The sequence below is a fragment of the Staphylococcus sp. FW104-15G4D genome, assembly GCF_058790135.1.
Map to the genome: position 1 here is coordinate 293,223 of NZ_JBYTCH010000001.1, position 22,737 is coordinate 315,959.

The 22,737-nt window shown below is 33.1% G+C and carries 28 protein-coding genes and 1 riboswitch; of the genes, 24 read left to right on the top strand and 4 right to left on the bottom strand.

Annotated features, from left to right (window positions below; genetic code table 11):
* Positions 1-36: 36 nt before the first annotated feature.
* Together aroD and AC3WQX_RS01460 are read left to right on the top strand one after the other, a co-directional pair.
* Positions 37-756, top strand: a complete 720-nt coding sequence (aroD, locus tag AC3WQX_RS01455; protein ID WP_023350630.1) for a type I 3-dehydroquinate dehydratase — start codon at positions 37-39, stop codon at positions 754-756.
* An 81-nt stretch (positions 757-837) separates the two neighbouring features.
* Positions 838-1,380: a nitroreductase family protein gene (locus tag AC3WQX_RS01460; RefSeq protein ID WP_002433309.1), complete on the top strand. Its 543-nt coding sequence runs from the start codon at positions 838-840 to the stop codon at positions 1,378-1,380.
* 75 nt (positions 1,381-1,455) lie between these two features.
* Here AC3WQX_RS01460 and AC3WQX_RS01465 read toward each other — a convergent pair whose 3' ends face one another.
* Positions 1,456-1,779, bottom strand: a complete 324-nt coding sequence (locus tag AC3WQX_RS01465; protein ID WP_002433224.1) for a thioredoxin family protein — start codon at positions 1,777-1,779, stop codon at positions 1,456-1,458.
* A gap of 142 nt (positions 1,780-1,921) precedes the next feature.
* On the opposite strand from AC3WQX_RS01465, the gene AC3WQX_RS01470 reads away from it, so the two are divergent.
* The 7 genes from AC3WQX_RS01470 (at position 1,922) to AC3WQX_RS01500 (ending at position 6,592) form a co-directional block, all read left to right on the top strand.
* A complete protein-coding gene (locus tag AC3WQX_RS01470) occupies positions 1,922-2,275 on the top strand; it encodes an arsenate reductase family protein (RefSeq protein WP_002433128.1) in 354 nt (117 codons plus the stop codon).
* A 171-nt stretch (positions 2,276-2,446) separates the two neighbouring features.
* On the top strand, positions 2,447-2,827 hold the full coding sequence (gcvH, locus tag AC3WQX_RS01475; RefSeq protein WP_002433083.1) for a glycine cleavage system protein GcvH: 381 nt from the start codon (positions 2,447-2,449) through the stop codon (positions 2,825-2,827).
* A gap of 293 nt (positions 2,828-3,120) precedes the next feature.
* The gene (locus tag AC3WQX_RS01480; RefSeq protein WP_002452796.1) at positions 3,121-3,507 is read left to right on the top strand and encodes a toprim domain-containing protein; all 387 of its coding nucleotides are present in this window, start codon (positions 3,121-3,123) and stop codon (positions 3,505-3,507) included.
* Positions 3,500-3,796: a thioredoxin family protein gene (locus AC3WQX_RS01485; protein WP_002433313.1), complete on the top strand. Its 297-nt coding sequence runs from the start codon at positions 3,500-3,502 to the stop codon at positions 3,794-3,796. The genes AC3WQX_RS01480 and AC3WQX_RS01485 overlap by 8 nt, the downstream gene beginning before the upstream one ends.
* 57 nt (positions 3,797-3,853) lie before the next feature.
* Positions 3,854-3,956, top strand: a riboswitch (SAM riboswitch).
* Positions 3,957-4,045: 89 nt separating this feature from the next.
* The gene (locus tag AC3WQX_RS01490; RefSeq protein ID WP_023350629.1) at positions 4,046-5,071 is read left to right on the top strand and encodes a methionine ABC transporter ATP-binding protein; all 1,026 of its coding nucleotides are present in this window, start codon (positions 4,046-4,048) and stop codon (positions 5,069-5,071) included.
* Positions 5,064-5,759: a methionine ABC transporter permease gene (locus AC3WQX_RS01495; RefSeq protein WP_002433122.1), complete on the top strand. Its 696-nt coding sequence runs from the start codon at positions 5,064-5,066 to the stop codon at positions 5,757-5,759. The genes AC3WQX_RS01490 and AC3WQX_RS01495 overlap by 8 nt, the downstream gene beginning before the upstream one ends.
* 20 nt (positions 5,760-5,779) lie before the next feature.
* Entirely contained in the window at positions 5,780-6,592 is an 813-nt protein-coding gene (locus AC3WQX_RS01500; RefSeq protein ID WP_002452800.1) for a MetQ/NlpA family ABC transporter substrate-binding protein, read from the top strand.
* A gap of 57 nt (positions 6,593-6,649) precedes the next feature.
* Here the strand turns inward: AC3WQX_RS01500 and AC3WQX_RS01505 are convergent, their stop codons facing one another.
* Complete coding sequence (locus AC3WQX_RS01505) at positions 6,650-6,805, bottom strand: hypothetical protein (RefSeq protein WP_002433227.1); 156 nt, start codon at positions 6,803-6,805, stop codon at positions 6,650-6,652.
* 163 nt (positions 6,806-6,968) lie between these two features.
* Between AC3WQX_RS01505 and AC3WQX_RS01510 the strand changes: the two genes are divergently transcribed.
* Entirely contained in the window at positions 6,969-7,157 is a 189-nt protein-coding gene (locus tag AC3WQX_RS01510; protein ID WP_002433364.1) for a CsbD family protein, read from the top strand.
* A 78-nt stretch (positions 7,158-7,235) separates the two neighbouring features.
* Here AC3WQX_RS01510 and popT read toward each other — a convergent pair whose 3' ends face one another.
* The gene (gene popT, locus AC3WQX_RS01515) at positions 7,236-8,093 is read right to left on the bottom strand and encodes a polyprenyl-phosphate transporter PopT (RefSeq protein WP_023350628.1); all 858 of its coding nucleotides are present in this window, start codon (positions 8,091-8,093) and stop codon (positions 7,236-7,238) included.
* A 323-nt stretch (positions 8,094-8,416) separates the two neighbouring features.
* On the opposite strand from popT, the gene sufC reads away from it, so the two are divergent.
* From sufC to AC3WQX_RS01575, 12 genes are all read left to right on the top strand, one after another.
* Positions 8,417-9,178, top strand: a complete 762-nt coding sequence (gene sufC, locus AC3WQX_RS01520; protein WP_002433436.1) for a Fe-S cluster assembly ATPase SufC — start codon at positions 8,417-8,419, stop codon at positions 9,176-9,178.
* Positions 9,179-9,277: 99 nt separating this feature from the next.
* Positions 9,278-10,585, top strand: coding sequence for a Fe-S cluster assembly protein SufD (sufD, locus tag AC3WQX_RS01525; protein WP_023350627.1), 1,308 nt, complete (start codon positions 9,278-9,280; stop codon positions 10,583-10,585).
* Between the two features lie 66 nt (positions 10,586-10,651).
* Positions 10,652-11,902, top strand: coding sequence for a cysteine desulfurase (locus tag AC3WQX_RS01530; RefSeq protein ID WP_171817103.1), 1,251 nt, complete (start codon positions 10,652-10,654; stop codon positions 11,900-11,902).
* Positions 11,892-12,356 carry a Fe-S cluster assembly sulfur transfer protein SufU gene (sufU, locus tag AC3WQX_RS01535; protein ID WP_023350625.1) on the top strand — a complete coding sequence of 155 codons (465 nt, stop codon included), beginning with the start codon at positions 11,892-11,894 and terminating at the stop codon, positions 12,354-12,356. Before AC3WQX_RS01530 ends, sufU begins: the two co-directional genes overlap by 11 nt.
* Before the next feature lie 215 nt (positions 12,357-12,571).
* Positions 12,572-13,969, top strand: coding sequence for a Fe-S cluster assembly protein SufB (sufB, locus tag AC3WQX_RS01540; RefSeq protein WP_002433495.1), 1,398 nt, complete (start codon positions 12,572-12,574; stop codon positions 13,967-13,969).
* Between the two features lie 187 nt (positions 13,970-14,156).
* Entirely contained in the window at positions 14,157-15,182 is a 1,026-nt protein-coding gene (locus AC3WQX_RS01545) for a hemolysin family protein (protein WP_002433202.1), read from the top strand.
* 24 nt (positions 15,183-15,206) lie between these two features.
* Positions 15,207-16,274 carry an NAD(P)H-dependent flavin oxidoreductase gene (locus AC3WQX_RS01550; protein WP_037560671.1) on the top strand — a complete coding sequence of 356 codons (1,068 nt, stop codon included), beginning with the start codon at positions 15,207-15,209 and terminating at the stop codon, positions 16,272-16,274.
* Between the two features lie 167 nt (positions 16,275-16,441).
* A complete protein-coding gene (locus tag AC3WQX_RS01555) occupies positions 16,442-17,290 on the top strand; it encodes a DUF72 domain-containing protein (protein WP_002433507.1) in 849 nt (282 codons plus the stop codon).
* Positions 17,291-17,302: 12 nt separating this feature from the next.
* A complete protein-coding gene (locus AC3WQX_RS01560) occupies positions 17,303-18,130 on the top strand; it encodes a sulfite exporter TauE/SafE family protein (RefSeq protein ID WP_002433256.1) in 828 nt (275 codons plus the stop codon).
* A gap of 93 nt (positions 18,131-18,223) precedes the next feature.
* Complete coding sequence (locus AC3WQX_RS01565; RefSeq protein WP_492739726.1) at positions 18,224-19,543, top strand: bifunctional metallophosphatase/5'-nucleotidase; 1,320 nt, start codon at positions 18,224-18,226, stop codon at positions 19,541-19,543.
* Positions 19,544-19,626: 83 nt separating this feature from the next.
* Positions 19,627-20,544 (top strand): lipoyl synthase, encoded by a 918-nt coding sequence (lipA, locus tag AC3WQX_RS01570; protein ID WP_002433269.1) that lies wholly within the window; start codon positions 19,627-19,629, stop codon positions 20,542-20,544.
* A gap of 77 nt (positions 20,545-20,621) precedes the next feature.
* A complete protein-coding gene (locus tag AC3WQX_RS01575; RefSeq protein WP_023350622.1) occupies positions 20,622-21,011 on the top strand; it encodes a YutD family protein in 390 nt (129 codons plus the stop codon).
* Between the two features lie 120 nt (positions 21,012-21,131).
* Here AC3WQX_RS01575 and AC3WQX_RS01580 read toward each other — a convergent pair whose 3' ends face one another.
* Entirely contained in the window at positions 21,132-21,398 is a 267-nt protein-coding gene (locus AC3WQX_RS01580; protein WP_492739727.1) for a DUF3055 domain-containing protein, read from the bottom strand.
* 118 nt (positions 21,399-21,516) lie between these two features.
* On the opposite strand from AC3WQX_RS01580, the gene AC3WQX_RS01585 reads away from it, so the two are divergent.
* Positions 21,517-21,951, top strand: coding sequence for a DUF86 domain-containing protein (locus tag AC3WQX_RS01585; RefSeq protein ID WP_023350621.1), 435 nt, complete (start codon positions 21,517-21,519; stop codon positions 21,949-21,951).
* On the top strand, positions 21,951-22,730 hold the full coding sequence (locus AC3WQX_RS01590) for a TIGR01457 family HAD-type hydrolase (RefSeq protein WP_002433242.1): 780 nt from the start codon (positions 21,951-21,953) through the stop codon (positions 22,728-22,730). The genes AC3WQX_RS01585 and AC3WQX_RS01590 overlap by 1 nt, the downstream gene beginning before the upstream one ends.
* The last annotated feature ends 7 nt before the right edge of the window (positions 22,731-22,737 follow it).

The following is a 22,737-nucleotide window of genomic DNA, read 5'->3' on the forward strand; positions in this document are numbered from 1 at the left end:
TAATCTTAATATTATTCTTATGAATAGAGGGATATCATGACGCAAGTAGATGTTGCAGTAACCATTTCGCCAGAAGAAACAATAACGCAATTGTGCTTAGATGAATTAATAAAATATAAAGACTATATAGATATCGTAGAACTACGAATAGATCAGTGGGAGAACTTCGTTATTAAAAATGTTGATACTGTGATTCAACAATTAAGAGGATTGAATTTAGATTTTAAGATTTTAGTGACTTATCGTACCTCTAATCAAGGTGGTAAAGGAAATGTTGAAGAAACAACTTATATAGATATTCTTAAGCTATTGATTGAATATGCCCAATTTGAATTACTTGATATTGAATGGAGTGGAGCTATTAATACAGACCAATATGCTCAATTAATCACTGATGCTCAAGAAAAGAATTTAAACGTAGTGTTATCGCATCATAATTTTGAAGAAACACCATCATTAGAAGAGATTAAATTTATATATTACAAAATGCAAAAATTAGCACCACAATATTTAAAACTTGCAGTAATGCCAAACAATAAAGAAGATGTACTACATTTATTAGAGGCAATGAGTGTGACTTCTGATAATACACCTTATAAAGTTATCGGAATATCTATGTCTCATCTAGGATTAGTAAGTCGTGTTGCACAAGGGGTGTTTGGGGGATCAATTTCATACGGTTGCTTAGGTGAGCCACAAGCTCCTGGTCAAATTCATGTTAAAGCTCTGAAACAACAGCTTGAATTTTATCAATGATAAACGAATAAGTTGAATTTAACGGTTTTGTGACTTATAATTGATAATTGTTATCAACGAACGTAGAAGGAGCGAATTAAAGTGGAATTACAAGAAGCTATATCTAATAGAAGAAGTATTAAGAAATTTAAACATGATATGGTGATTGACGATAAGGCATTATATGATGCTATCGAAAAAGCTACCGACGCTCCAAATCATGGAATGCGTGAACCTTGGAGAGTCGTTCATGTTTCAAAAGACAAATTAGGTGATTTTAGTCATGACATTACTCGATTTGCATTTCCAGATCATCCCGAAAAAAGAGAAGATCATTATAATGCTGTAACAAATTTAGGTGGTTTATTATTACTCATTTTGAAAAATGATCCTAGACAAAGACAAAACAGAGAAAATTACTTTGCATTTGGAGCATTTGCTCAAAATTTAATGTTGTTACTTTACGAAGCGGGAATTGGCACATGTTGGAAAACACCTCACTATATTTTTGAACCTAAAGTACGTAGAGCTTTAGATATTCAAGATGATGAAATTTTAGCTGGTTTCATGTATCTAACGGATTTAGAAGTTGAGCCAACTAAAGCTAAACGTAAAAATAAAAATTTAATCACTAAGTTTGAGTAATTATTTTAATTTTCAAAGTACCTAAAAAAGAGCTTTCTCTACTTTAAATTTGTAGAGAAAGCTCTAATTTTATTTTTATTGATTTAAGTTTTCATCTAGGAAAGATTCGACTTGTTCTGGTGATTTCGCATTAGCCGAATGTAAATGCGCTAATTTTTCGCCATTTTGGAAAATTAAGATGCTTGGTATACCCATAACATCATTTTCAGTAGTAACATCTTCTAACTCATCACGATCTACTACATACCAATGATAGTTATTATATTTTTCTGTAATAGGGTCAATCCACATATCCATTGCTTTACAATCTGGACACCAATCTGCTTCGAATTTGATAATAACTGGTTCTTTACTATTGATTGTAGAATTAAAGTCTTCTGTTTTATGAATACCTTGCATAGTTATATGCTCCTTTTCACTATTAGTAAATTTATTATAACCAATGATATCTTTTTTATAAAAATATTAGCTTAAAAAGTAGAGCGTTTTCCTAAAGAAAATGATATATTTGTCTTAATAAAGAGAAGGAGGTAACAAACGAATGATTAAATTTTATCAATATTCAAATTGTACGACTTGTAAGAAAGCCGCTAAATTTTTAAATGAATATGGTGTGAGCTATGAACCTATTGATATCGTACAACACACACCTACTAAGAAAGAATTTGAAGATATCATTGAAAAAACAGGTGTTGAAGTAAATAAATTATTTAACACTCATGGCGCTAAATATCGTGAACTTAATTTGAAAGATAAACTTAAAGACATGTCAGATGATGAAAAATTAGATTTATTAGCATCTGATGGAATGTTGGTAAAACGTCCATTAGCTATCTCTGGAGAAAAAATCACTTTAGGATTTAAAGAAGATCAGTATAAAGATACTTGGTTATAGTATTTAAATATTTATTTTAAAAGTGAACATTAAAAACTGAAATGATGCGAATATGATATTTTACATAAATAAACACGAATTTTATCATATTAAATCTTTTAGATATTAGTTGATTGAACAATATCAGTGTGGCATCATTAAAATGTAATTAATAATTAGGAGGGGATTCTCGTGGCAGTACCGAGCGAATTTAAATATTCTAAAGAACATGAATGGGTTAAAGTAGAAGATAATGTAGCTACTATTGGTATCACAGAATATGCTCAAAATGAATTAGGTGATATCGTATTTGTTGAATTACCTGAAACAGATGAAGATTTAAATGAAGGCGATACTTTTGGTAGTGTTGAATCAGTTAAAACTGTATCAGAATTATATGCGCCTATCTCAGGTAAAATCGTCGAAGTTAACGACGAATTAGAAGATAGTCCTGAATTTGTTAACGAATCACCATATGAAAAAGCATGGATGGTAAAAGTAGAGATTAGTGATCAAAGTCAATTAGATCAATTATTATCAGCAGAGCAATATTCTGAGATGATTGGTGAATAGTATGTTTAAACTCCTCGATTAATATAATCAAGGAGTTTTTTTAGATTACCTTAGAAACACTTAGCATTAAAAATGCTAAGTGGAAAAGAGGAACGTCTGAACTGACGCTCATGCATAAGAAACACTAACCACTAAAGTGATAAGTGAAGAAAAGGAACGCCTGAGCTAAAGCTCATGCATAAGAAACACTAAGCATTAAAAATGCTAAGTGTTTCTAAAAATGTTTAGTTTTTGAGGATTCTGTGAATGATGTAAGTGACAGTTAACTATCGACTCTTAGAAGGTGGATTGACATGACTATTGTGAATAAAGTTATCATTGTTGAAGGTAAGTCGGATAAGAAACGAGTGCAACAAGTTATTGCAGAACCAGTAAGTATTATTTGTACCCATGGGACCATGAGTATAGATAAAATCGATGATATGATAGAATCACTTTATGGCAAACAAGTTTATGTTCTTGCAGATTCTGATGATGAAGGAGAAAAAATTAGAAAATGGTTTAAGCGATATTTAAGCGAAAGTGAACATATATATGTTGATAAAACATATTGTGAAGTAGCTAAATGTCCTAAAAACTATTTAGCTAATGTTTTAAATAGATACGGATTCGCAGTGCGAAAAGAGAAGAATCTAATGCCTAATTTAAACACTGAAAGGTTAGTTTTAGTTAATGAGTAGTACAATCGATCTCGAAGATATAACAGAAAACTATAATGAAGATAAACATCTTATTTTTGGATATACACCTATGTGTGGGACATGTAAAGTCTCAGAAAGAATGTTAGATATTGCTAATGATATATTACAGCTGCCTATTAAGAAGGTAGATTTAAATTTTCATCCGGATTTTAGTAAAGAAAAAGAAATAATGTCAGTTCCTGTTCTATTGGTAATGAATAAGGACAAAGAAGAAAATAGAATCTATGCATTTCAATCAGTTCCTTATTTGTTAGAAAATTTAAAATAATTATTGACGAAACTCTAGTACGATGGTAGGATTAATACAAATTAAATGATGCGACAACTCTTATCGAGAGAGGTGGAGGGATGTGCCCTATGAAGCCCGGCAACCGTCTGATATAGAAATGGTGCCAATTCACATAAAGTTCAACTTTAGAAGATGAGAGAAAGAAGATTTTTAGAATGCTTTCTCAACTCTCTATAAGTTGAGAAAGCATTTTTTAATTTATATATGCAATTTAAGGAGGCTATTAACGTGATTGAGTTAAATCAAATAGTTAAACGATATCATACTAAGAACAAAGATGTTCTTGCAGTTGATCACGTTGATTTAAATATTGAATCAGGCTCAATTTTTGGCGTTATTGGTTTCTCTGGTGCTGGTAAAAGTACACTAATTAGAATGTTCAACAACTTGGAATCTCCAACTTCAGGAGATGTAATAATTGACGGGGACAATATTAGTAAATTATCTAAATCAGAGCTACGAAAAAAACGACAAAAAGTAAGTATGATTTTCCAACATTTCAACTTATTATGGTCAAGAACCGTTTTAAAAAATATCACATTTCCACTTGAAATCGCAGGAGTCCCAAGTGGTAAAGCGAAGCAAAAAGCACTCGAATTAGTAGAATTGGTAGGTTTGAAAGGACGAGAAAGTGCTTATCCATCAGAGTTATCTGGGGGACAAAAACAAAGAGTAGGTATTGCTAGAGCATTAGCAAATGATCCTGATGTTTTACTTTGTGATGAAGCTACAAGTGCTTTAGACCCTCAAACAACTGACGAAATTTTGGACCTATTACTTAAAGTAAGAGAACAGCAAAATCTTACTATCGTTTTAATTACTCATGAAATGCACGTAATTAGACGTATATGTGATGAAGTTGCTGTAATGGAAAGCGGTAAAGTAATAGAGCAAGGTAAAGTAAGTGAAGTGTTTGAGAGTCCTCAACACGCGGTTACAAAACGCTTTGTTAAAGACGATTTAAATGATGATTTTGAAGATTCTTTAGATGAATTAGAACCATTAGCGAGTGATTCTTACATAGTGAGATTGAACTTTACTGGTGATAATGCAACTGAACCTATTGTTTCGTATATCACGAAAACACATAATATTGACGTTAATATTCTGGAAGCTGACATCAAGAATACTAGAAATGGTTCTATAGGATTCTTAGTGATTCATATTCCACACATTAATAATGATAGCTTTGAACATTTTAAAAATGATCTTCATGAGCAACATGTGAATGTGGAGGTGTTGAGACATGGGTAAGTCTTATGGCGAAATTTTTCATGAAATGTTTACAATGCCTAATGTTCAATGGCCAGATGTATGGCAAGCTATTTTAGAAACGCTGTATATGACAATTGTTTCTACTATTTTCGCCTTTATATTTGGTTTGATTTTAGGTGTGTTACTTTTCCTATCTGCGAAGAGTCATTCACCAGCAGCTCGAATTTTCTATACAATTGTCTCATTTATAGTGAACTTATTTAGAGCCATTCCGTTCATTATTTTAATTTTATTACTCATACCATTTACGAGTGTCATCTTAGGTACTATTAGTGGACCGACAGGAGCATTACCTGCACTTATAATTGGTGCAGCTCCATTCTATGCTCGTTTAGTAGAAATTGCATTTAAAGAAATTGATAAAGGTGTAATTGAAGCGGCTTGGTCAATGGGAGCTAACACATGGACTGTTGTACGCAAAGTACTACTTCCTGAAGCGATGCCAGCTTTAGTCTCAGGTATTACTGTAACCGCTATTGCTTTAGTTGGTTCAACTGCCATAGCAGGTGTAATCGGGGCAGGTGGTTTAGGTAACTTAGCATACTTAACAGGATTTACTAGGAATCAAAATGATGTCATATTAGTTTCTACTGTATTCATTTTAATTATTGTATTTATAATTCAATTCCTTGGGGATTGGCTTACAAATAAAATTGATAAACGCTAAAGAAAAGGGGAAAACGTTCAATGAAAAAAATTTTAGGTATTATTTTAGTTTTGGCATTAACAGTTGCTTTAGCTGCTTGTGGTGGCGGTGGTGACAAAGAGAAAACAATCACAGTAGGTGCTTCACCAGCCCCTCACGCTGAAATTTTAGAAAAAGCTAAACCATTACTTGAGAAAAAAGGTTATGACTTAAAGATTAAAACAATTAACGATTACACTACACCTAATAAATTATTAGATAAAGGTGAAATCGACGCAAACTTCTTCCAACATACACCATACTTGAAAACTGAAAGTAAAGAAAAAGGATACAAAATTGAATCTGCTGGAGATGTAGAATTAGAACCTATGGCAGTTTACTCTAAAAAATATAAAAGTTTGAAAGATTTACCTAAAGGTGCAACGGTCTACGTTTCAAATAATCCTGCTGAACAAGGACGTTTCTTAAAATTCTTTGTGGATGAAGGCTTAATTAAACTTAAAAAAGGCGTTAAGATTGAAGACGCTAAATTTAGTGATATCGAAGAGAATAAAAAAGATATCAAATTTAATAACAAACAATCAGCCGAATACTTACCAAAAATTTACCAAAATCAAAAAGCTGATGCAGTCATCATCAATTCTAACTACGCAATTGACCAAAAATTAAGTCCTAAAAAAGACTCAATTGCCTTAGAGAAAGCCAAAGATAATCCTTATGCTAACTTAATTGCAGTTAAAAAAGGACATAAAGATGATAAGAAAATTAAAGCTTTAATGGAAGTTCTTCAATCTAAAGAAATCAGAGATTATATCGATAAAAAATATGATGGTGCAGTCGTACCAGCTAAGTAAAACAAAAGATCACTTTCTTAACGCATATGTTAAGAGAGTGATCTTTTTATTTAAATTTTATACTACTCTATAAAGAATACCTACACCGAGACCACCGTATCCCATTTGATAATCAAATTTTAAGACTTCTATATTTGGATTTTGTTCTAAAAAACGATTAACTTTCTTATTAAGTCCACCTTCAGTCATAGATGTAATATTGACGAATTTCATAACTACACTCCTTAAAAAGTTTTTGGTAATTTTAGTATATGAAAATCACTGTATAAAGCAATCTTTTAAAATAAAAAATTAAGCGATTATCATTATATTGATGTTTATTCTAGATTTTAGAGGGTATAAATTATAAAGATAAAGTCATAAGGAGGAAATTACAATGGCTGAAGATAATAAATTTGAACAAGCTAAAGGTAATATTAAAGAAACAGTAGGTAACGCTACAGATAATAAAAATTTAGAACAAGAAGGCAAAGAAGACAAAACTTCAGGTAAAGCTAAAGAAGTTGTTGATAACGCTAAAGAAAAAGCTAACGATGTAATTGATAAATTTAAAGGCGACAAATAAATTTGTCTCTTTACTTTTAGAAAGCCCTCAGGTACAGAATCGTACGTGAGGGTTTTATTGTGTTAAAAATATTAAAATTTATTGATTATCTGATTTTGCTGTAATTAGTCCTAAGGTAAAACTAACAATAAAGCCTATAATTATTGTTAAAAATGAGATTATCCAAACTAGGCCATTTTCAGGGAAGCCTGGGAAAACGGCATAAATTGAACCAATTACAAATCCTATAATCAATGCGAACGTCATCGTTGTGTGATGGTGCAGGAAGTACTGAATCATACGGCTAGACAGCATAAATCCTGTCAAAATACCTAATCCAACGATGATTAAAATAGGTAATGCTGTGAAATTTAAGTTCACTAGCTCAGAGATTGAAAACATTACCGTCCCATAGGCACCAAATACTAATAACATAAAAGATCCAGAGATTCCGGGTAATAACATTGCACTTGAGGCGAACATACCAGCTATAAAATATTTAATAATAAGACCAAAAGATAGAGTTAATGTTTCGCCAGAATGTTTATCACCATTATTAAGAAGTGTAATGATGACCAAAATAATAATTCCAATTAAAATCATTAGATAGTGCTTGGTTTTAAAGGTTTGTTTAAAGTTAGAAGTTTTTAGTAAGTATGGAATGATTCCAATAATCAATCCTGTGAAAAAGAACATAGTTGGAATTTCGTGATAGCTTAATAAATAGTTGAATAAGTTGCTTAATAAAGCGATGGCTAAACCCATTCCTAATAAAATAGGAAGTAAAAATTTAAAACTCGGCCAAAAACGTTTCGAGAACAGTCCGCTTACAGAACTAATAAAATCATCATAGATACCTAGCAGTAAAGCTATTGTTCCACCACTTACACCAGGAATTAAATCACTTGTACCCATGCCAAAACCTTTAAGAATATTCGTCCATTTGAAGTTGTTCATGAATGGCTCCTTTCATTTAAGATTTAAAGGTTAAACTGCATAATATCACAAAATTCAAATTTTAGGGAAACAAACCCTTTATTTTGTCTAAAAATTGGCTATTGAGAAATTGAGCTTATCTTTATCATTTAATGAAATTTTACGAGTTAAATAAAAATAATTTTATTTAAAGAATTAATCTAAATAAAAGGTTTAAAAAGTTTATATTAGTGCTTAAGTGCGTTATAATAAAGAGAATTGAAATTCACTAAGTCTTTTTGACTACAGATTAAAATTATTATAAACTAGTTAAGAAAACTTTATATTTTACGGAGGGAATATAAATGTCATCAACATTAGAAATCAAAGACCTACATGTGTCTATTGAGGATAAAGAAATTTTAAAAGGTGTAAACTTAACTGTTAATACAGGAGAAATACACGCAATTATGGGCCCTAACGGCACTGGTAAATCAACATTATCATCTGCAATCATGGGACACCCTAGTTATGAAGTGACACAAGGGGAAGTATTATTAGACGGCGTTAATATTTTAGAATTAGAAGTTGATGAAAGAGCTAAAGCAGGTTTATTCCTAGCAATGCAATATCCTTCAGAAATCACTGGTGTTACAAATGCTGATTTCATGCGTTCTGCTATTAATGCTAAACGTGAAGAAGGACAAGAAATTAATTTAATGCAATTTATCAAGAAATTGGATAAAGAGATGGATTTCTTAGATATTGATCAAGATATGGCTCAACGTTACTTAAACGAAGGTTTCTCTGGTGGGGAGAAAAAACGTAACGAAATTCTACAATTAATGATGTTAGAACCGAAATTCGCTATTCTAGATGAAATTGATTCTGGTTTAGATATCGATGCTTTAAAAGTTGTATCTAAAGGAATTAATCAAATGCGTGGTGAAGACTTTGGTGCATTAATGATTACGCACTATCAACGTTTATTAAACTACATCACACCTGATAAAGTGCATGTTATGTATGGTGGTAAAGTAGTGAAATCTGGTGGCCCAGAGCTAGCTAAACGCCTTGAAGAAGAAGGTTATGAATGGGTTAAAGAAGAATTTGGTGCAGCTGAATAGTCGTCAATAGGACTTTTTACAATGAGATGTTCACTTTTAAAGATGAAAATGAACATACTAAGCAAATTATATTTCATCAAGTAGGAGGCAAAGAAAGTTATGACAACTGAAACTTTGAACATTTCTGAAGAACAACTTGTTGATTATTCAAAAGCGCACAATGAACCTTCTTGGATGACAGAATTACGTAAAAAAGCGTTGAAATTAACAGAAACTTTAGAAATGCCAAAACCTGATAAAACAAAATTACGAAAATGGAATTTTGATACATTTAAACAACATGAAACAAAAGGCAGTGCATATGAAAACCTTAGCGAATTACCAGAATCAGTAAAACAAATTATTGATGTTGAAAACTCTGAAAATTTAGTGATTCAACACAATAACGATTTAGCTTATAGTCAAGTGTCAGACCAAGCTAAAAAAGATGGTGTCATTATTGAAGGTTTATCAGAAGCATTGGTGAATCACAGTGAATTAGTTCAAAAATACTTCATGACTAAAGCTGTAGATATTGATGAACATCGTTTAACAGCGCTACACACTGCATTAATGAATGGTGGTATATTTGTATATGTACCTAAGAATGTTGTAGTTGAACATCCAATTCAATACGTTGTACTTCATGACGACGATAATGCAAGTTTCTATAACCACGTTATTCTTGTTACTGAAGAAAGTGCAGAAGTAACTTATGTAGAGAATTATTTATCTAATGCAAATGGTGAAGATAATCAAATTAATATTGTTTCAGAAGTGATTGCAGGAGCTAATTCTAATGTCACTTATGGCTCTGTAGATTACTTAGATAAAGGTTTTACCGGTCACATTATTCGTCGTGGTACAACTGAAGCAGATGCCTCTATTAATTGGGCATTAGGCTTAATGAATGAAGGTAGTCAAATTATTGATAATACTACTAACTTAATTGGTGATCGTTCAACAAGTGAATTGAAATCAGTTGTAGTTGGAACAGGTGACCAAAAAATTAATTTAACATCTAAAATTGTTCAGTATGGTAAAGAAACTGACGGTTATATCTTAAAACATGGCGTAATGACAGAAAATGCATCTTCAGTGTTTAATGGTATTGGTTATATTAAACACGGCGGTACTAAATCTATCGCTAATCAAGAATCTCGTGTACTAATGCTATCTGAAAATGCACGTGGTGACGCTAACCCTATCTTATTAATTGATGAAGACGATGTTGAAGCAGGTCACGCTGCGTCAGTAGGTCGAGTTGACCCTGAGCAACTTTATTACTTAATGAGTCGCGGTATTTCAAGAACTGAAGCTGAACGTTTAGTTATACATGGTTTCTTAGACCCAGTAGTTCGTGAATTACCAATTGAAGACGTTAAACGTCAATTAAGAGAAGTTATTGAACGTAAAGTTTCTAAATAAATCTTTAATTTAAATTTTCAAAAATTATTAACCCAATAAAACGAGATTTTTAATTATAGAAAGGTCGTGAATATAGTGGCCGAAAAAACTTTTAATGTGAACAATGTCATTAAAGATTTCCCGATTCTTGAACAACAAGTTAACGGAAAGCGCTTAGCGTATCTTGATTCAACTGCTACAAGTCAAACGCCTGTTCAAGTGTTAAATGTATTAGATGATTATTATAGACGTTATAACTCTAACGTCCACCGTGGTGTTCACACTTTAGGATCACTAGCAACAGATGGCTATGAAAGTGCTCGTGAAACTGTTCGTCGATTTATTAATGCTAAATATTTTGAAGAAATTATTTTCACTAGAGGGACAACTGCATCAATCAATATTGTTGCACGTAGTTATGGTGACGCTAACGTCGAAGAAGGCGATGAAATAGTTGTGACTGAGATGGAACATCACGCGAATATTGTTCCATGGCAGCAATTAGCTAAGCGTAAAAATGCATCACTAAAATTTATCCCAATGACTGATGAAGGCGAACTTAGAGTAGATGACATTAAAGAAACAATAAATGAAAAAACTAAGATTGTAGCTATTGCACATGTATCAAACGTCTTAGGTACAATTAATGATGTTAAAACGATTGCAGACATCGCACACGAACATGGTGCTATTATTAGTGTTGATGGCGCTCAAGCTGCACCACATATGGCCTTGGATATGCAAGATATTGATGCTGATTTTTATAGTTTTAGTGGACATAAGATGTTAGGACCTACAGGTATTGGTGTTTTATATGGTAAACGTCAATTACTTAAAGATATGGAACCTGTAGAATTCGGTGGAGATATGATTGATTTTGTTAGTAAATACGATGCTACTTGGGCCGATTTACCAACGAAATTTGAAGCTGGAACACCTCTTATTGCACAAGCAATTGGTTTAGGTGAAGCGATTCGTTACATTGAAGACCTTGGCTTTGATGCTATACACAAGCATGAGAAAGAGCTGACTGAGTATGCATACGATCAAATGTCTGCAATTGAAGGTTTAGAAATATATGGACCACCTAAAGATCGTCGAGCAGGTGTGATTACTTTCAATCTTTCAGATATTCACCCTCATGATGTTGCGACAGCAGTTGATACTGAAGGTGTGGCTGTTCGAGCTGGACATCACTGTGCACAACCACTAATGAAATGGCTTAATGTATCCTCAACTGCACGAGCAAGTTTCTATGTTTACAACACTAAAGAGGATATTGATCAGTTAGTTCAAGCATTGAAACAAACGAAGGAGTTTTTCTCTTATGAATTTTAATAATTTAGATCAACTATATCGATCTGTAATTATGGATCATTATAAGAACCCTAGAAATAAAGGTGTTTTAGATAACGGCTCAATGACAGTGGATATGAATAACCCTACTTGTGGTGACCGTATTCGTCTAACATTCGATATTCATGACGGTATAATTAATGATGCAAAGTTCGAAGGAGAAGGTTGCTCAATTTCTATGTCAAGTGCATCAATGATGACAGAAGCGGTAAAAGGTCATTCTCTTGCTGAAGCTATGCAAATGAGCCAAGAATTCACTAAGATGATGCTCGGTGAAGACTATGAAATTACGGAAGAGATGGGTGACATTGAAGCATTACAAGGTGTATCTCAATTCCCAGCACGTATCAAATGTGCAACTCTTGCTTGGAAAGCTTTAGAGAAAGGTACAGTTGAAAAAGAAGGTAAAGCAGAAGGTACAACTGAAGAAGAATAATTAATTATTAATATCTTCTTCAGTGTGTTTTAAAATGAATCGGGTAAACTTAAATTATAGCAACTATGTAGTCTTTAGATGACTACAGTATGTTGTTATAATATATATTACAACTTTAAAGAATAGTCATTTTTAAGTATTACACTTTTAACTATATAAATTAAAAATCTCATGCGCACGTTGTTTATTAATTATCAATTCAAGGAGTGATTAAAATGGCTAAAAAAGCACCTGATGTTGGAGATTATAAATATGGTTTCCACGATGAGGATGTGTCCATTTTCAGATCAGAGCGAGGTTTAACAGAAAATATCGTTACTGAAATTTCTAAGATGAAAGAAGAACCGCAATGGATGTTAGATTTCCGTCTTAAAGCATTGAAATTATTCTATAAAATGCCTATGCCACAATGGGGCGGAGACTTATCAGAATTAGACTTTGATGATATTACTTATTATGTTAAACCATCAGAGCATACAGAACGTTCTTGGGATGAAGTCCCTGAAGAAATTAAACGTACGTTTGATAAATTAGGTATTCCTGAAGCTGAACAAAAATATTTAGCTGGTGTATCTGCACAATATGAATCAGAAGTTGTTTATCATAACATGGAGAAAGAATTAGAAGAAAAAGGAATTATCTTCAAAGATACTGATAGTGCATTACGCGAAAATGAAGATTTATTCAGAGAATACTTTGCATCTGTTGTACCTGCTGCAGATAATAAATTCGCGGCATTAAATTCAGCAGTATGGTCAGGTGGATCATTTATCTATGTACCGAAAAACGTTAAATTAGACACACCTTTACAAGCATACTTCCGTATTAACTCTGAAAATATGGGTCAATTTGAGCGTACTTTAATAATTGCGGATGAAGGTGCATCAGTAAACTATGTTGAAGGTTGTACTGCACCAGTTTATTCAACAAGCTCATTACATTCGGCTGTTGTTGAGATTATAGTGCATAAAGATGCGCATGTTCGTTACACAACTATTCAAAACTGGGCAAACAATGTCTATAACTTAGTTACTAAACGTACTTTTGTTCATGAAAATGGTAACATGGAATGGGTAGACGGTAACTTAGGTTCTAAGTTAACAATGAAATACCCTAACTGTGTATTACTAGGTGAAGGTGCTAAAGGTAGTACATTATCAATTGCTTTCGCTGGTAAAGGTCAAGTTCAAGATGCCGGTGCTAAAATGATTCATAAAGCTCCTAATACATCTTCAACTATCGTTTCTAAATCCATCTCTAAAAATGGTGGTAAAGTTATTTATCGTGGTATCGTTCACTTCGGACGCAAAGCTAAAGGTGCACGTTCAAATATTGAATGTGATACGTTAATCTTAGATAATGAATCTACGTCTGATACAATTCCATATAATGAAGTATTTAATGACAATATTTCATTAGAACACGAAGCTAAAGTGTCTAAAGTGTCAGAAGAACAATTATTCTATCTTATGAGTCGTGGTATTTCTGAAGAAGAAGCCACTGAAATGATTGTTATGGGCTTCATTGAACCATTCACTAAAGAATTACCAATGGAATATGCAGTAGAAATGAACCGATTAATCAAATTCGAAATGGAAGGTTCAATCGGCTAATTATACACTAAAGTTACGAATTTAATAATTTAGAATATTAAACCTGTCATCAACCTTATATCAGAGTTGTTGGCAGGTTATTTATTTGATTCATTTATTGTCATAGTGGTTTATCGTTTCGAATGTTTATTTCTTGGGAAATAGTGTATAAAAGTTCACAATGATTACTTTATAAGGAGAATACATCATGATTGTCTCGATTATCATTTTATTTTTAGTTTCGTTTTTCTTCTCTGGAAGTGAAACGGCATTAACTGCTGCTAATCGTACTAAGTTTCAAACTGCTGCGAAGAATGGTGACAGAAAAGCTAAAGGACTTTCAAAATTATTAGATAAACCCAATGAATTTATTACGACTATTCTTATAGTTAATAACGTAGCAAATATTATTTTACCTATTCTAGTAGCTATTTTAGCTATTCGAAAGGGAGTCAATATTGTCGTTGCTTCTGTAATTATAATCATATTAATTATTTTAATTTCAGAGGTTATTCCGAAATCAATTGCTGCGACATTTCCAGATCAAATTTCACGTTTGGTTTATCCAATTATCAATATTTTAGTAATTATTTTAAAGCCTATCACATTCGTATTGAATAAAATGACAGACGGTATTAATCATTTGTTTTCTCGAGGAAAACCTGTGGAAAAGCGTTTTTCAAAAGAAGAAATACGTACATTATTAAATATTGCAGGACGAGAAGGTGCATTTAATGAAGTTGAAAATGCACGTTTACAAAATGTGATGGACTTTGAAAAATTAAAGATAACTGATGTAGATACAACACCACGCGTGAAGGTAGTGGCATTTTCAAAAGAAGTCACTTATGATGAAGCATATGAAACAGTTATGAATGAACCTTATACAAGGTATCCGGTGTATGATGAAGATATTGATGATATTATCGGTGTATTTCATTCAAAATATTTATTAGCATGGAGTAAGCATAAAGACGATAAAATTACGAATTATGCATCGAGTCCACTATTTGTAAACGAGCACAATCGAGCGGAATGGGTGCTTCGTAAAATGACTGTGACGCGTAAGCATTTAGCGATTGTGTTGGATGAATATGGTGGTACCGATGCGATCGTGTCACATGAAGACTTAATTGAAGAATTACTGGGCATGGAAATTGAGGATGAAATGGATCAAGAAGAAGAAGAAAAATTAAAAAATCAAAGACTTCCTCAAAGTATGAAAGGCCGATAACTTTATTAAGAAGGGTGAAACATGATGTGGAATGAAAATGGAATGACGAAAGTATTGGGCATACAATATCCTATCATTCAAGCAGGAATGGCTGGTAGTACGACGCCTCACCTAGTCTCTACTATAAGTGAACGTGGTGGTTTAGGCACAATTGGTGCAGGTTATTTTAATGCTGAAAAGTTGGAAAATGAAATTTTAGAGGTGCAACGATTGACTGATAAACCTTTTGGCGTGAATCTCTTTGTTCCTAGTAAAAATCGTTATCTACCAGACCAAATTAATCATATGAATGCTTGGTTGAAACCATATAGACGTGCATTTAATTTAGAGGAACCTGTTGTCAACGTCACAGAGGATATACAGTTTAAACAAGCGATTGATTTAATTATTAAGTATCGTGTGCCTGTATGTTGTTTCACATTCGGTATTCCTGATGAAGAAACAATTCAAAAACTTAAAGAAGCAAATGTCACTTTAGTCGGTACAGCTACAAGTGTTGATGAAGCAATTGAAAATGAGCGTTCAGGAATGGATATCATTGTCGCACAAGGCAGTGAAGCAGGTGGACACAGGGGTTCATTTCTCAATCATGGCGATGATGAACCTATGATAGGAACAATGTCGCTTGTACCTCAAGTGGTAGATAATGTGACGGTACCGGTTGTTGCTGCAGGCGGAATTATGGACGGTAGAGGTTTGCTTGCGAGCATGATGCTTGGCGCACAAGGTGTGCAAATGGGTACAGCATTCCTAATTTCTGATGAAAGTGCTGCGAGTGATTTATTAAAAAATGCTATTCTAGGAAGCAATGAAACAGACACTGTAGTTACTAAAGTATTTAGTGGTAAGTATGCACGAGGGATTCATAATGAGTTTATTGATGAAATGAATCAGTTTGATGGCGAAATTCCTGATTATCCAATTCAAAATCAACTGACTAATAGTATCAGAAAAGCTGCAGCTCAAGATGGTAATAGAGAACTTACACATATGTGGAGTGGACAATCTCCACGTCTTGCTGAGAAAATGCATGCTGCAATGATAATGGATAGAGTCATATCGCAAGTGAATAAGAAATTACAACTTATATAGATATAGTTCAATTAAGAGAGGGAGGGCATCCGTTGATAATAACGGAGTATCCTTCTCTTTTTTATATGAAAATCATCGATTTTTATAATAATAAAGAATATGTAAATTTTAGCTTGTTCGAGTGAACCACTCTATTATAGTGTGGTATCATGTTGATGGTGATAAAAATGATAGAAATAGGTCTTACTGGTTGGGGAGACCATGATACATTATATGAGGATTTAGACCGCAAAAGTGACAAGTTAAAGACTTACGCTAGTCATTTTCCTATAGTGGAATTAGATGCCTCATATTATGCAATTCAACCAGAACGAAACATAATGAAATGGATAAATGAAACGCCTAAACGTTTTCAATTTATTGTAAAAATACATCAAGCATTAACCCTTCATGCAGATTATAAAGAATATGCGGAAACACGTAGTGAATTATTTGAACAATTTAAAGAGATGCTTGAGCCTCTTAAAGAGCATAATAAACTTGCGATGGTCCTAGTTCAATTTCCACCATGGTTTGATTGCAACGCTCAAAATATTAACTACATTTTATATGTAAGAAAGCAATTAGAGGAAGTTCCTATGTGCGTGGAGTTCCGACACCAATCTTGGTTCGATGATCGTTTTAAAGAGCAAACTTTATCATTTTTAACAGATCATCAAATTATACATTCTGTTGTTGATGAACCTCAAGTAAAAGAAGGTAGTATTCCTCTCGTTAACAGAATTACAAACCAAGTAGCTTTTGTACGTTATCATGGCCGTAATCGTCATGGATGGACGAAAAAAGATATGACAGATCAAGAATGGCGAGATGTTAGATATTTGTATGATTATAATGAAGAAGAACTTGAAGATTTAGCACAAAAGGTTAAAATCTTAAATCAAAAAGCTAAAAAAGTTTATGTAATTTTTAATAATAATTCTGGTGGACATGCAGCTCAAAATGCTAAAACATATCAAGGTATACTAGGCATTGATTATGAAGGTTTAGCTCCACAACAATTAAAATTATTTTAAGAGGCGAATATCATGTTATTAACTATTATTTTACTTGTTTTAATAGGTGGACTCTCAGCAATCTTAGGGTCAATTGTAGGTATAGGAGGCGGCATAATTATTGTGCCGACGCTTGTATATTTAGGAGTAAATCATCATATACTTCATGGCATCACACCACAGATTGCTATTGGTACATCTTCAGTTATCCTTATCGTTACAGGATTATCATCTTCATTAGGATATTTAAAAACGAAACAAGTTGATATAAAAAACGGTTCTATTTTTCTTTTTGGCTTATTACCAGGATCACTCATAGGTTCATTTTTAAGTCAATTTTTAACTTTAGATTCATTTAATTTATACTTTGGTATTTTTATGATTTGTGTAGCAATATTGCTTATGGTGCGTCATAAAATTAAACCTTTCAAAATATTTGATAAACCACAATATGAACGTACATATGTTGATGCAGAGGGTAAAACCTATCATTACAGTGTGCCACCATTCTTTGCATTTGTCGCAACTTTATTTATAGGTATACTTACCGGTTTATTTGGTATAGGTGGAGGAGCTCTAATGACTCCATTAATGCTCATTGTATTTAGATTTCCACCACATGTTGCTGTAGGAACAAGTATGATGATGATTTTCTTTTCAAGTGTAATGAGTTCTATTGGACACATTGTACAAGGTCATGTTGCTTGGGGTTATTCAGTGGCATTGATTATTTCTAGTATTATTGGAGCGCAAATTGGAGTTAAAGTGAATCGTTCACTTAAATCAGATACTGTAGTCATGCTACTAAGAACAGTCATGTTATTATTAGGCGCATATTTAATAATTAAATCTCTCTTGTAATACTCTAAGCACTTCTACTTTTAGATAGAGATGTTAAATGCTAAAGTAACTAATAAGTATAATTGATTGATTAATTTGAGAGGGGGACGTGTCATGGAATTAACAATTTATCATACAAACGATATTCACAGTCACTTAAACGAATATGCCCGTATTCAATCTTATATGGCTAGCCATCGACCACAACTTCAACATCCCTCCCTTTATTTAGATATTGGTGATCATGTCGATTTATCAGCCCCTGTCACAGAAGCAACGATTGGTAAAAAGAATATTGAATTACTTAATCAAGCACATTGTGATATTGCGACGATTGGTAATAACGAAGGTATGACGATTTCTCATGAAGCACTACAAAATTTATACACTGACGCGAATTTTAAAGTCATATGTGCAAATGTGTTTGATGAGAAAGGATATTTACCTAATCATATAACGTCTTCATATGTTAAAGAAATTGAAGGTAGTCGTATATTATTTGTGGCTGCAACAGCACCATTCACTCCTTTTTACAGAGCACTGGATTGGGTTGTGACTGATCCATTAGCGGCAATTAAAGATGAAATTGAAACTCATAAGGGTCAATTTGATATTTTAATTGTTATGAGCCATGTGGGTGTTTTCTTTGATGAGAAATTATGCCAAGAAATTCCTGAAATTGATGTCATTTTCGGGAGTCATACACACCATTACTTTGAAAATGGTGAATTTAACAATGGCGTACTTATGGCCGCAGCTGGGAAATATGGTCATTTCTTAGGAGAAGTCAACCTAACCATCGAACATGGTAAAGTCTCTGATAAAAAAGCGAAATTACATCCTCTTGATGCGTTACCACAAGTTGAAACGCACTTTGAAGAAGAAGGTAAAGCTTTATTAAGTGAGCCTGTCATTGACCATCATGTTAAATTACTGAAAAAAACGGATGTCATTACCGAAACTTCTTACTTATTAGTAGAGAGTGTTTATGAATTTACGCATGCAGATTGTGCATTAGTGAATGCTGGGTTAATTGTGAATAGTATAGAGGCTGATAAAGTCACGGAATATGATATTCATCGTATGTTACCGCATCCGATTAACTTAGTGAGGGTTCGTTTAACTGGTGACGAATTAATTAAAGTCATTCAAAAGAGCCAAAAACAGGAATACATGCATGAACATGCTCAAGGCTTAGGTTTTAGAGGTGACATTTTCGGTGGTTATATTCTTTATAATCTAGGATTCATAGAATCTGAAAATAGATACTTCATAAATGGTGAAGAAATTCAAACAGATCATCAATACACGTTAGGTACTGTCGATATGTATACATTTGGTAGATATTTCCCAATTTTAAAAGGCTTGCCAACAGATTATATCATGCCAGAATTTTTAAGAGACATTTTCAAGGAAAAGTTGCTTAGATTTTAAATTTAACGTATATTAGATTTTAATTTATTGTTAATTTCGTTATAATAAACGAAGAGATATTAAACAGGAGGGTATGCGTTGTTATGGCGACTAAAAATGAAGAAATTTTGCGTAAACCAGATTGGTTGAAGATTAAGCTTAACACGAACGAAAACTATACTGGTCTCAAAAAGATGATGCGTGAGAAAAATTTACACACAGTTTGTGAAGAAGCAAAGTGTCCAAACATACACGAATGTTGGGGAGCTAGACGTACAGCTACGTTTATGATTCTAGGGGCTGTTTGCACAAGAGCTTGTCGATTCTGTGCGGTTAAAACTGGTTTGCCGAACGAGTTAGATTTAAATGAACCAGAACGTGTCGCTGAATCAGTAGAGTTAATGAACTTAAAACATGTGGTTATTACTGCAGTTGCTCGTGACGATTTAAGAGATCAAGGCTCAAATGTCTATGCTGAAACAGTGCGTAAAGTTAGAGAAAGAAACCCATTTACAACGATTGAGATTTTACCATCGGATATGGGTGGAGATTATGAAGCACTTGAAACTTTAATGGCTTCAAGACCAGACATTTTAAATCATAATATTGAAACAGTTCGTCGCTTAACGCCTAGAGTACGTGCTCGTGCTACGTACGATCGTACGTTAGAATTTCTACGTCGTTCTAAAGAACTACAACCTGATATTCCAACGAAATCTAGTCTTATGGTCGGCTTAGGGGAAACAATGGAAGAAATTTATGAAACAATGGATGATTTACGTGCAAATGATGTAGACATCCTTACAATAGGACAATACTTACAACCTTCTCGTAAACATCTTAAAGTTGAGAAATATTATACACCATTAGAATTTGGTAAAATGAGAAAAGTTGCTATGGATAAAGGCTTCAAACATTGCCAAGCAGGTCCACTTGTACGTAGTTCATATCACGCAGATGAACAAGTTAACGAAGCAGCTAAAGAAAGACAACGCCAAGGTGAAGAACAATTAAGTAAATAAGATGTAATATATATTCTGAAACTTAGGTTGGTTCGTCATCAACCTAAGTTTTTATATTAATTAGATTAGGTGAAACGATGATTAAAGTAGAAGAACAATACTTTGAATTAATTGAAGAATATAGAGATTGTTTCAATGAGGAAACATTTGCAGCGAGATACTCAGATATTTTAAATAAGTATGATTATGTAGTTGGTGATTTTGGTTATGATCAATTACGTTTAAAAGGTTTTTATAAAGATAGCAATAAGAAAGCTGAGATAAGTAAACGGTTTTCAAGTATTCAAGATTACATACTAGAATACTGTAATTTTGGTTGCCCATATTTTGTAGTACGACATATACCCGAAAATGAACTAGTAGACGAAGTAGAGGATGAAGCGGATCTTATAGATAAACTTCATGATGTTAAAATACAACCTACCATTCAAGATACTGAGAAGACACATGATACTGAAGATAGATAAAGGCCCATTAAGTCGAGCACTATATCTCGATTTAATGGGCCTTTATGATGTATAAGTAGATATATATCATTTTTGCTCATTGTTGTAGTGGTATGATTACGTTCTTGTTAACAGATATATTTAATGAGTCACTTCGTTCAAGTATTCAATAATTTCATCGCCTTCTTCTTCTGTGACACCAAGTATATGTGCAATATAGCCTTCTTCTTCAATATCATCTGTTCCTATAATTCCGAATTTATTTGTTTGCATATTTAATACGAGTGTTTTCCCATAGTGTCTGTCAGTTTGAACGAGCATTAAATCATAACGACTGTGTTCTCCAACAAACCCTACGAACTGAACTTGGCTTTGTTCTTCGTCATCATATAAGTACATATCAATCATGCGTTATGCGCTCCTTTATTTTCCAAAAAGTGTTACGTCTAAGTATAACGACAAATGAAGACGACTGCAAAATTATGATATGATATGCATGATAGATGTATGAAGAGGTGACGAACGAATGTATTTCGTAGATAAAGAAAAATTGACGCAGAAATTGACCTATTTACAAGGTTTGACAGAGGATTATGATAAAAATAAAGAAAATCATTATGCGTATGAACGTATTGCTCAAATGTTAATCGAATCATCAGTAGATATTGGAAATATGATTATAGATGGGTTTATTTTAAGAGATCCAGGTAACTATAAAGACGTGATTGATATTCTAGAATTAGAAAATGTAATTTCTAAGGAAACTCAAACCCATATTAATGACACTGTAGATGTCAGAAAACAATTTGCACACAATTATACAGAATTAAATGTAAAAGAAATCATGCCTTTATTTGATAAATCATTGCCATATTATAAGAAATTTATCAAAGAGGTTGCACAATTTCTTGAAAGTGAGAACGTTCCAATTACTGCATTTGGAAAAGGGGAGAACCAATAGTGAAGAATTATAAAGCCTATTTAATCGATTTAGATGGTACGATGTACAAAGGTACAGATGAAATCGATGGAGCGGCACAATTTATAGATTATTTGAATCGCAATGAAATACCACATTTATATGTTACAAACAACTCAACGAAGACGCCGGACCAAGTTGTTGACAAACTTCGTGAAATGAAAATTGATGCGAAACCTGAGGAAATTGTGACTTCAGCACTTGCTACTGCTGACTTTATTTCAGAAGAACACCCAAATGCATCAGTTTACATGCTTGGTGGTAATGGCTTGAAAACAGCTTTAACTGAAGCAGGATTAACTGTAAAAGCTAATGAACATGTAGATTATGTGGTGATTGGTTTAGATGAAGAAGTTACATATGAGAAACTTGCAGTAGCCACATTAGGAGTTAGGAATGGTGCTAAATTCCTCTCTACTAATCCTGACGTCTCCATTCCTAAGGAAAGAGGGTTCTTACCTGGAAATGGCGCTATTACAAGTGTTGTTAGTGTTTCTACTGGGGTACAACCACAATTTATTGGTAAACCTGAAACGATAATTATGGATAAAGCTCTAGAAATACTAGGTTTAAATAAAGAGGATGTAGCCATGGTAGGAGACTTGTATGATACAGATATTATGTCAGGTATTAATGTAGGCATTGATACGATTCACGTTCAAACAGGCGTAACTACTTACGAAGAAATTCAAACTAAAGAAGTACCACCCACACATTCTTTCGCAGATTTAAATGTTGCTATCACTGAACTTGAAAAGTAACCCATAG

What these genes read in the sequence shown, in the direction of transcription:
- aroD (WP_023350630.1), top strand. Translation starts at nt 37, where the DNA reads ATGACGCAAGTAGATGTTGCAGTAACCATTTCGCCAGAAGAAACAATA.
- sufU (WP_023350625.1), top strand. Translation starts at nt 11,892, where the DNA reads ATGAATTTTAATAATTTAGATCAACTATATCGATCTGTAATTATGGAT.
- AC3WQX_RS01465 (WP_002433224.1), bottom strand. Translation starts at nt 1,779, where the DNA reads ATGCAAGGTATTCATAAAACAGAAGACTTTAATTCTACAATCAATAGT.
- AC3WQX_RS01480 (WP_002452796.1), top strand. Translation starts at nt 3,121, where the DNA reads ATGACTATTGTGAATAAAGTTATCATTGTTGAAGGTAAGTCGGATAAG.
- AC3WQX_RS01470 (WP_002433128.1), top strand. Translation starts at nt 1,922, where the DNA reads ATGATTAAATTTTATCAATATTCAAATTGTACGACTTGTAAGAAAGCC.
- sufD (WP_023350627.1), top strand. Translation starts at nt 9,278, where the DNA reads ATGACAACTGAAACTTTGAACATTTCTGAAGAACAACTTGTTGATTAT.
- AC3WQX_RS01555 (WP_002433507.1), top strand. Translation starts at nt 16,442, where the DNA reads ATGATAGAAATAGGTCTTACTGGTTGGGGAGACCATGATACATTATAT.
- AC3WQX_RS01550 (WP_037560671.1), top strand. Translation starts at nt 15,207, where the DNA reads ATGTGGAATGAAAATGGAATGACGAAAGTATTGGGCATACAATATCCT.
- AC3WQX_RS01585 (WP_023350621.1), top strand. Translation starts at nt 21,517, where the DNA reads ATGTATTTCGTAGATAAAGAAAAATTGACGCAGAAATTGACCTATTTA.
- AC3WQX_RS01545 (WP_002433202.1), top strand. Translation starts at nt 14,157, where the DNA reads ATGATTGTCTCGATTATCATTTTATTTTTAGTTTCGTTTTTCTTCTCT.
- popT (WP_023350628.1), bottom strand. Translation starts at nt 8,093, where the DNA reads ATGAACAACTTCAAATGGACGAATATTCTTAAAGGTTTTGGCATGGGT.
- sufC (WP_002433436.1), top strand. Translation starts at nt 8,417, where the DNA reads ATGTCATCAACATTAGAAATCAAAGACCTACATGTGTCTATTGAGGAT.
- AC3WQX_RS01505 (WP_002433227.1), bottom strand. Translation starts at nt 6,805, where the DNA reads ATGAAATTCGTCAATATTACATCTATGACTGAAGGTGGACTTAATAAG.
- AC3WQX_RS01500 (WP_002452800.1), top strand. Translation starts at nt 5,780, where the DNA reads ATGAAAAAAATTTTAGGTATTATTTTAGTTTTGGCATTAACAGTTGCT.
- AC3WQX_RS01575 (WP_023350622.1), top strand. Translation starts at nt 20,622, where the DNA reads ATGATTAAAGTAGAAGAACAATACTTTGAATTAATTGAAGAATATAGA.
- AC3WQX_RS01565 (WP_492739726.1), top strand. Translation starts at nt 18,224, where the DNA reads ATGGAATTAACAATTTATCATACAAACGATATTCACAGTCACTTAAAC.
- AC3WQX_RS01495 (WP_002433122.1), top strand. Translation starts at nt 5,064, where the DNA reads ATGGGTAAGTCTTATGGCGAAATTTTTCATGAAATGTTTACAATGCCT.
- AC3WQX_RS01580 (WP_492739727.1), bottom strand. Translation starts at nt 21,398, where the DNA reads ATGATTGATATGTACTTATATGATGACGAAGAACAAAGCCAAGTTCAG.
- sufB (WP_002433495.1), top strand. Translation starts at nt 12,572, where the DNA reads ATGGCTAAAAAAGCACCTGATGTTGGAGATTATAAATATGGTTTCCAC.
- AC3WQX_RS01510 (WP_002433364.1), top strand. Translation starts at nt 6,969, where the DNA reads ATGGCTGAAGATAATAAATTTGAACAAGCTAAAGGTAATATTAAAGAA.
- AC3WQX_RS01485 (WP_002433313.1), top strand. Translation starts at nt 3,500, where the DNA reads ATGAGTAGTACAATCGATCTCGAAGATATAACAGAAAACTATAATGAA.
- AC3WQX_RS01560 (WP_002433256.1), top strand. Translation starts at nt 17,303, where the DNA reads ATGTTATTAACTATTATTTTACTTGTTTTAATAGGTGGACTCTCAGCA.
- lipA (WP_002433269.1), top strand. Translation starts at nt 19,627, where the DNA reads ATGGCGACTAAAAATGAAGAAATTTTGCGTAAACCAGATTGGTTGAAG.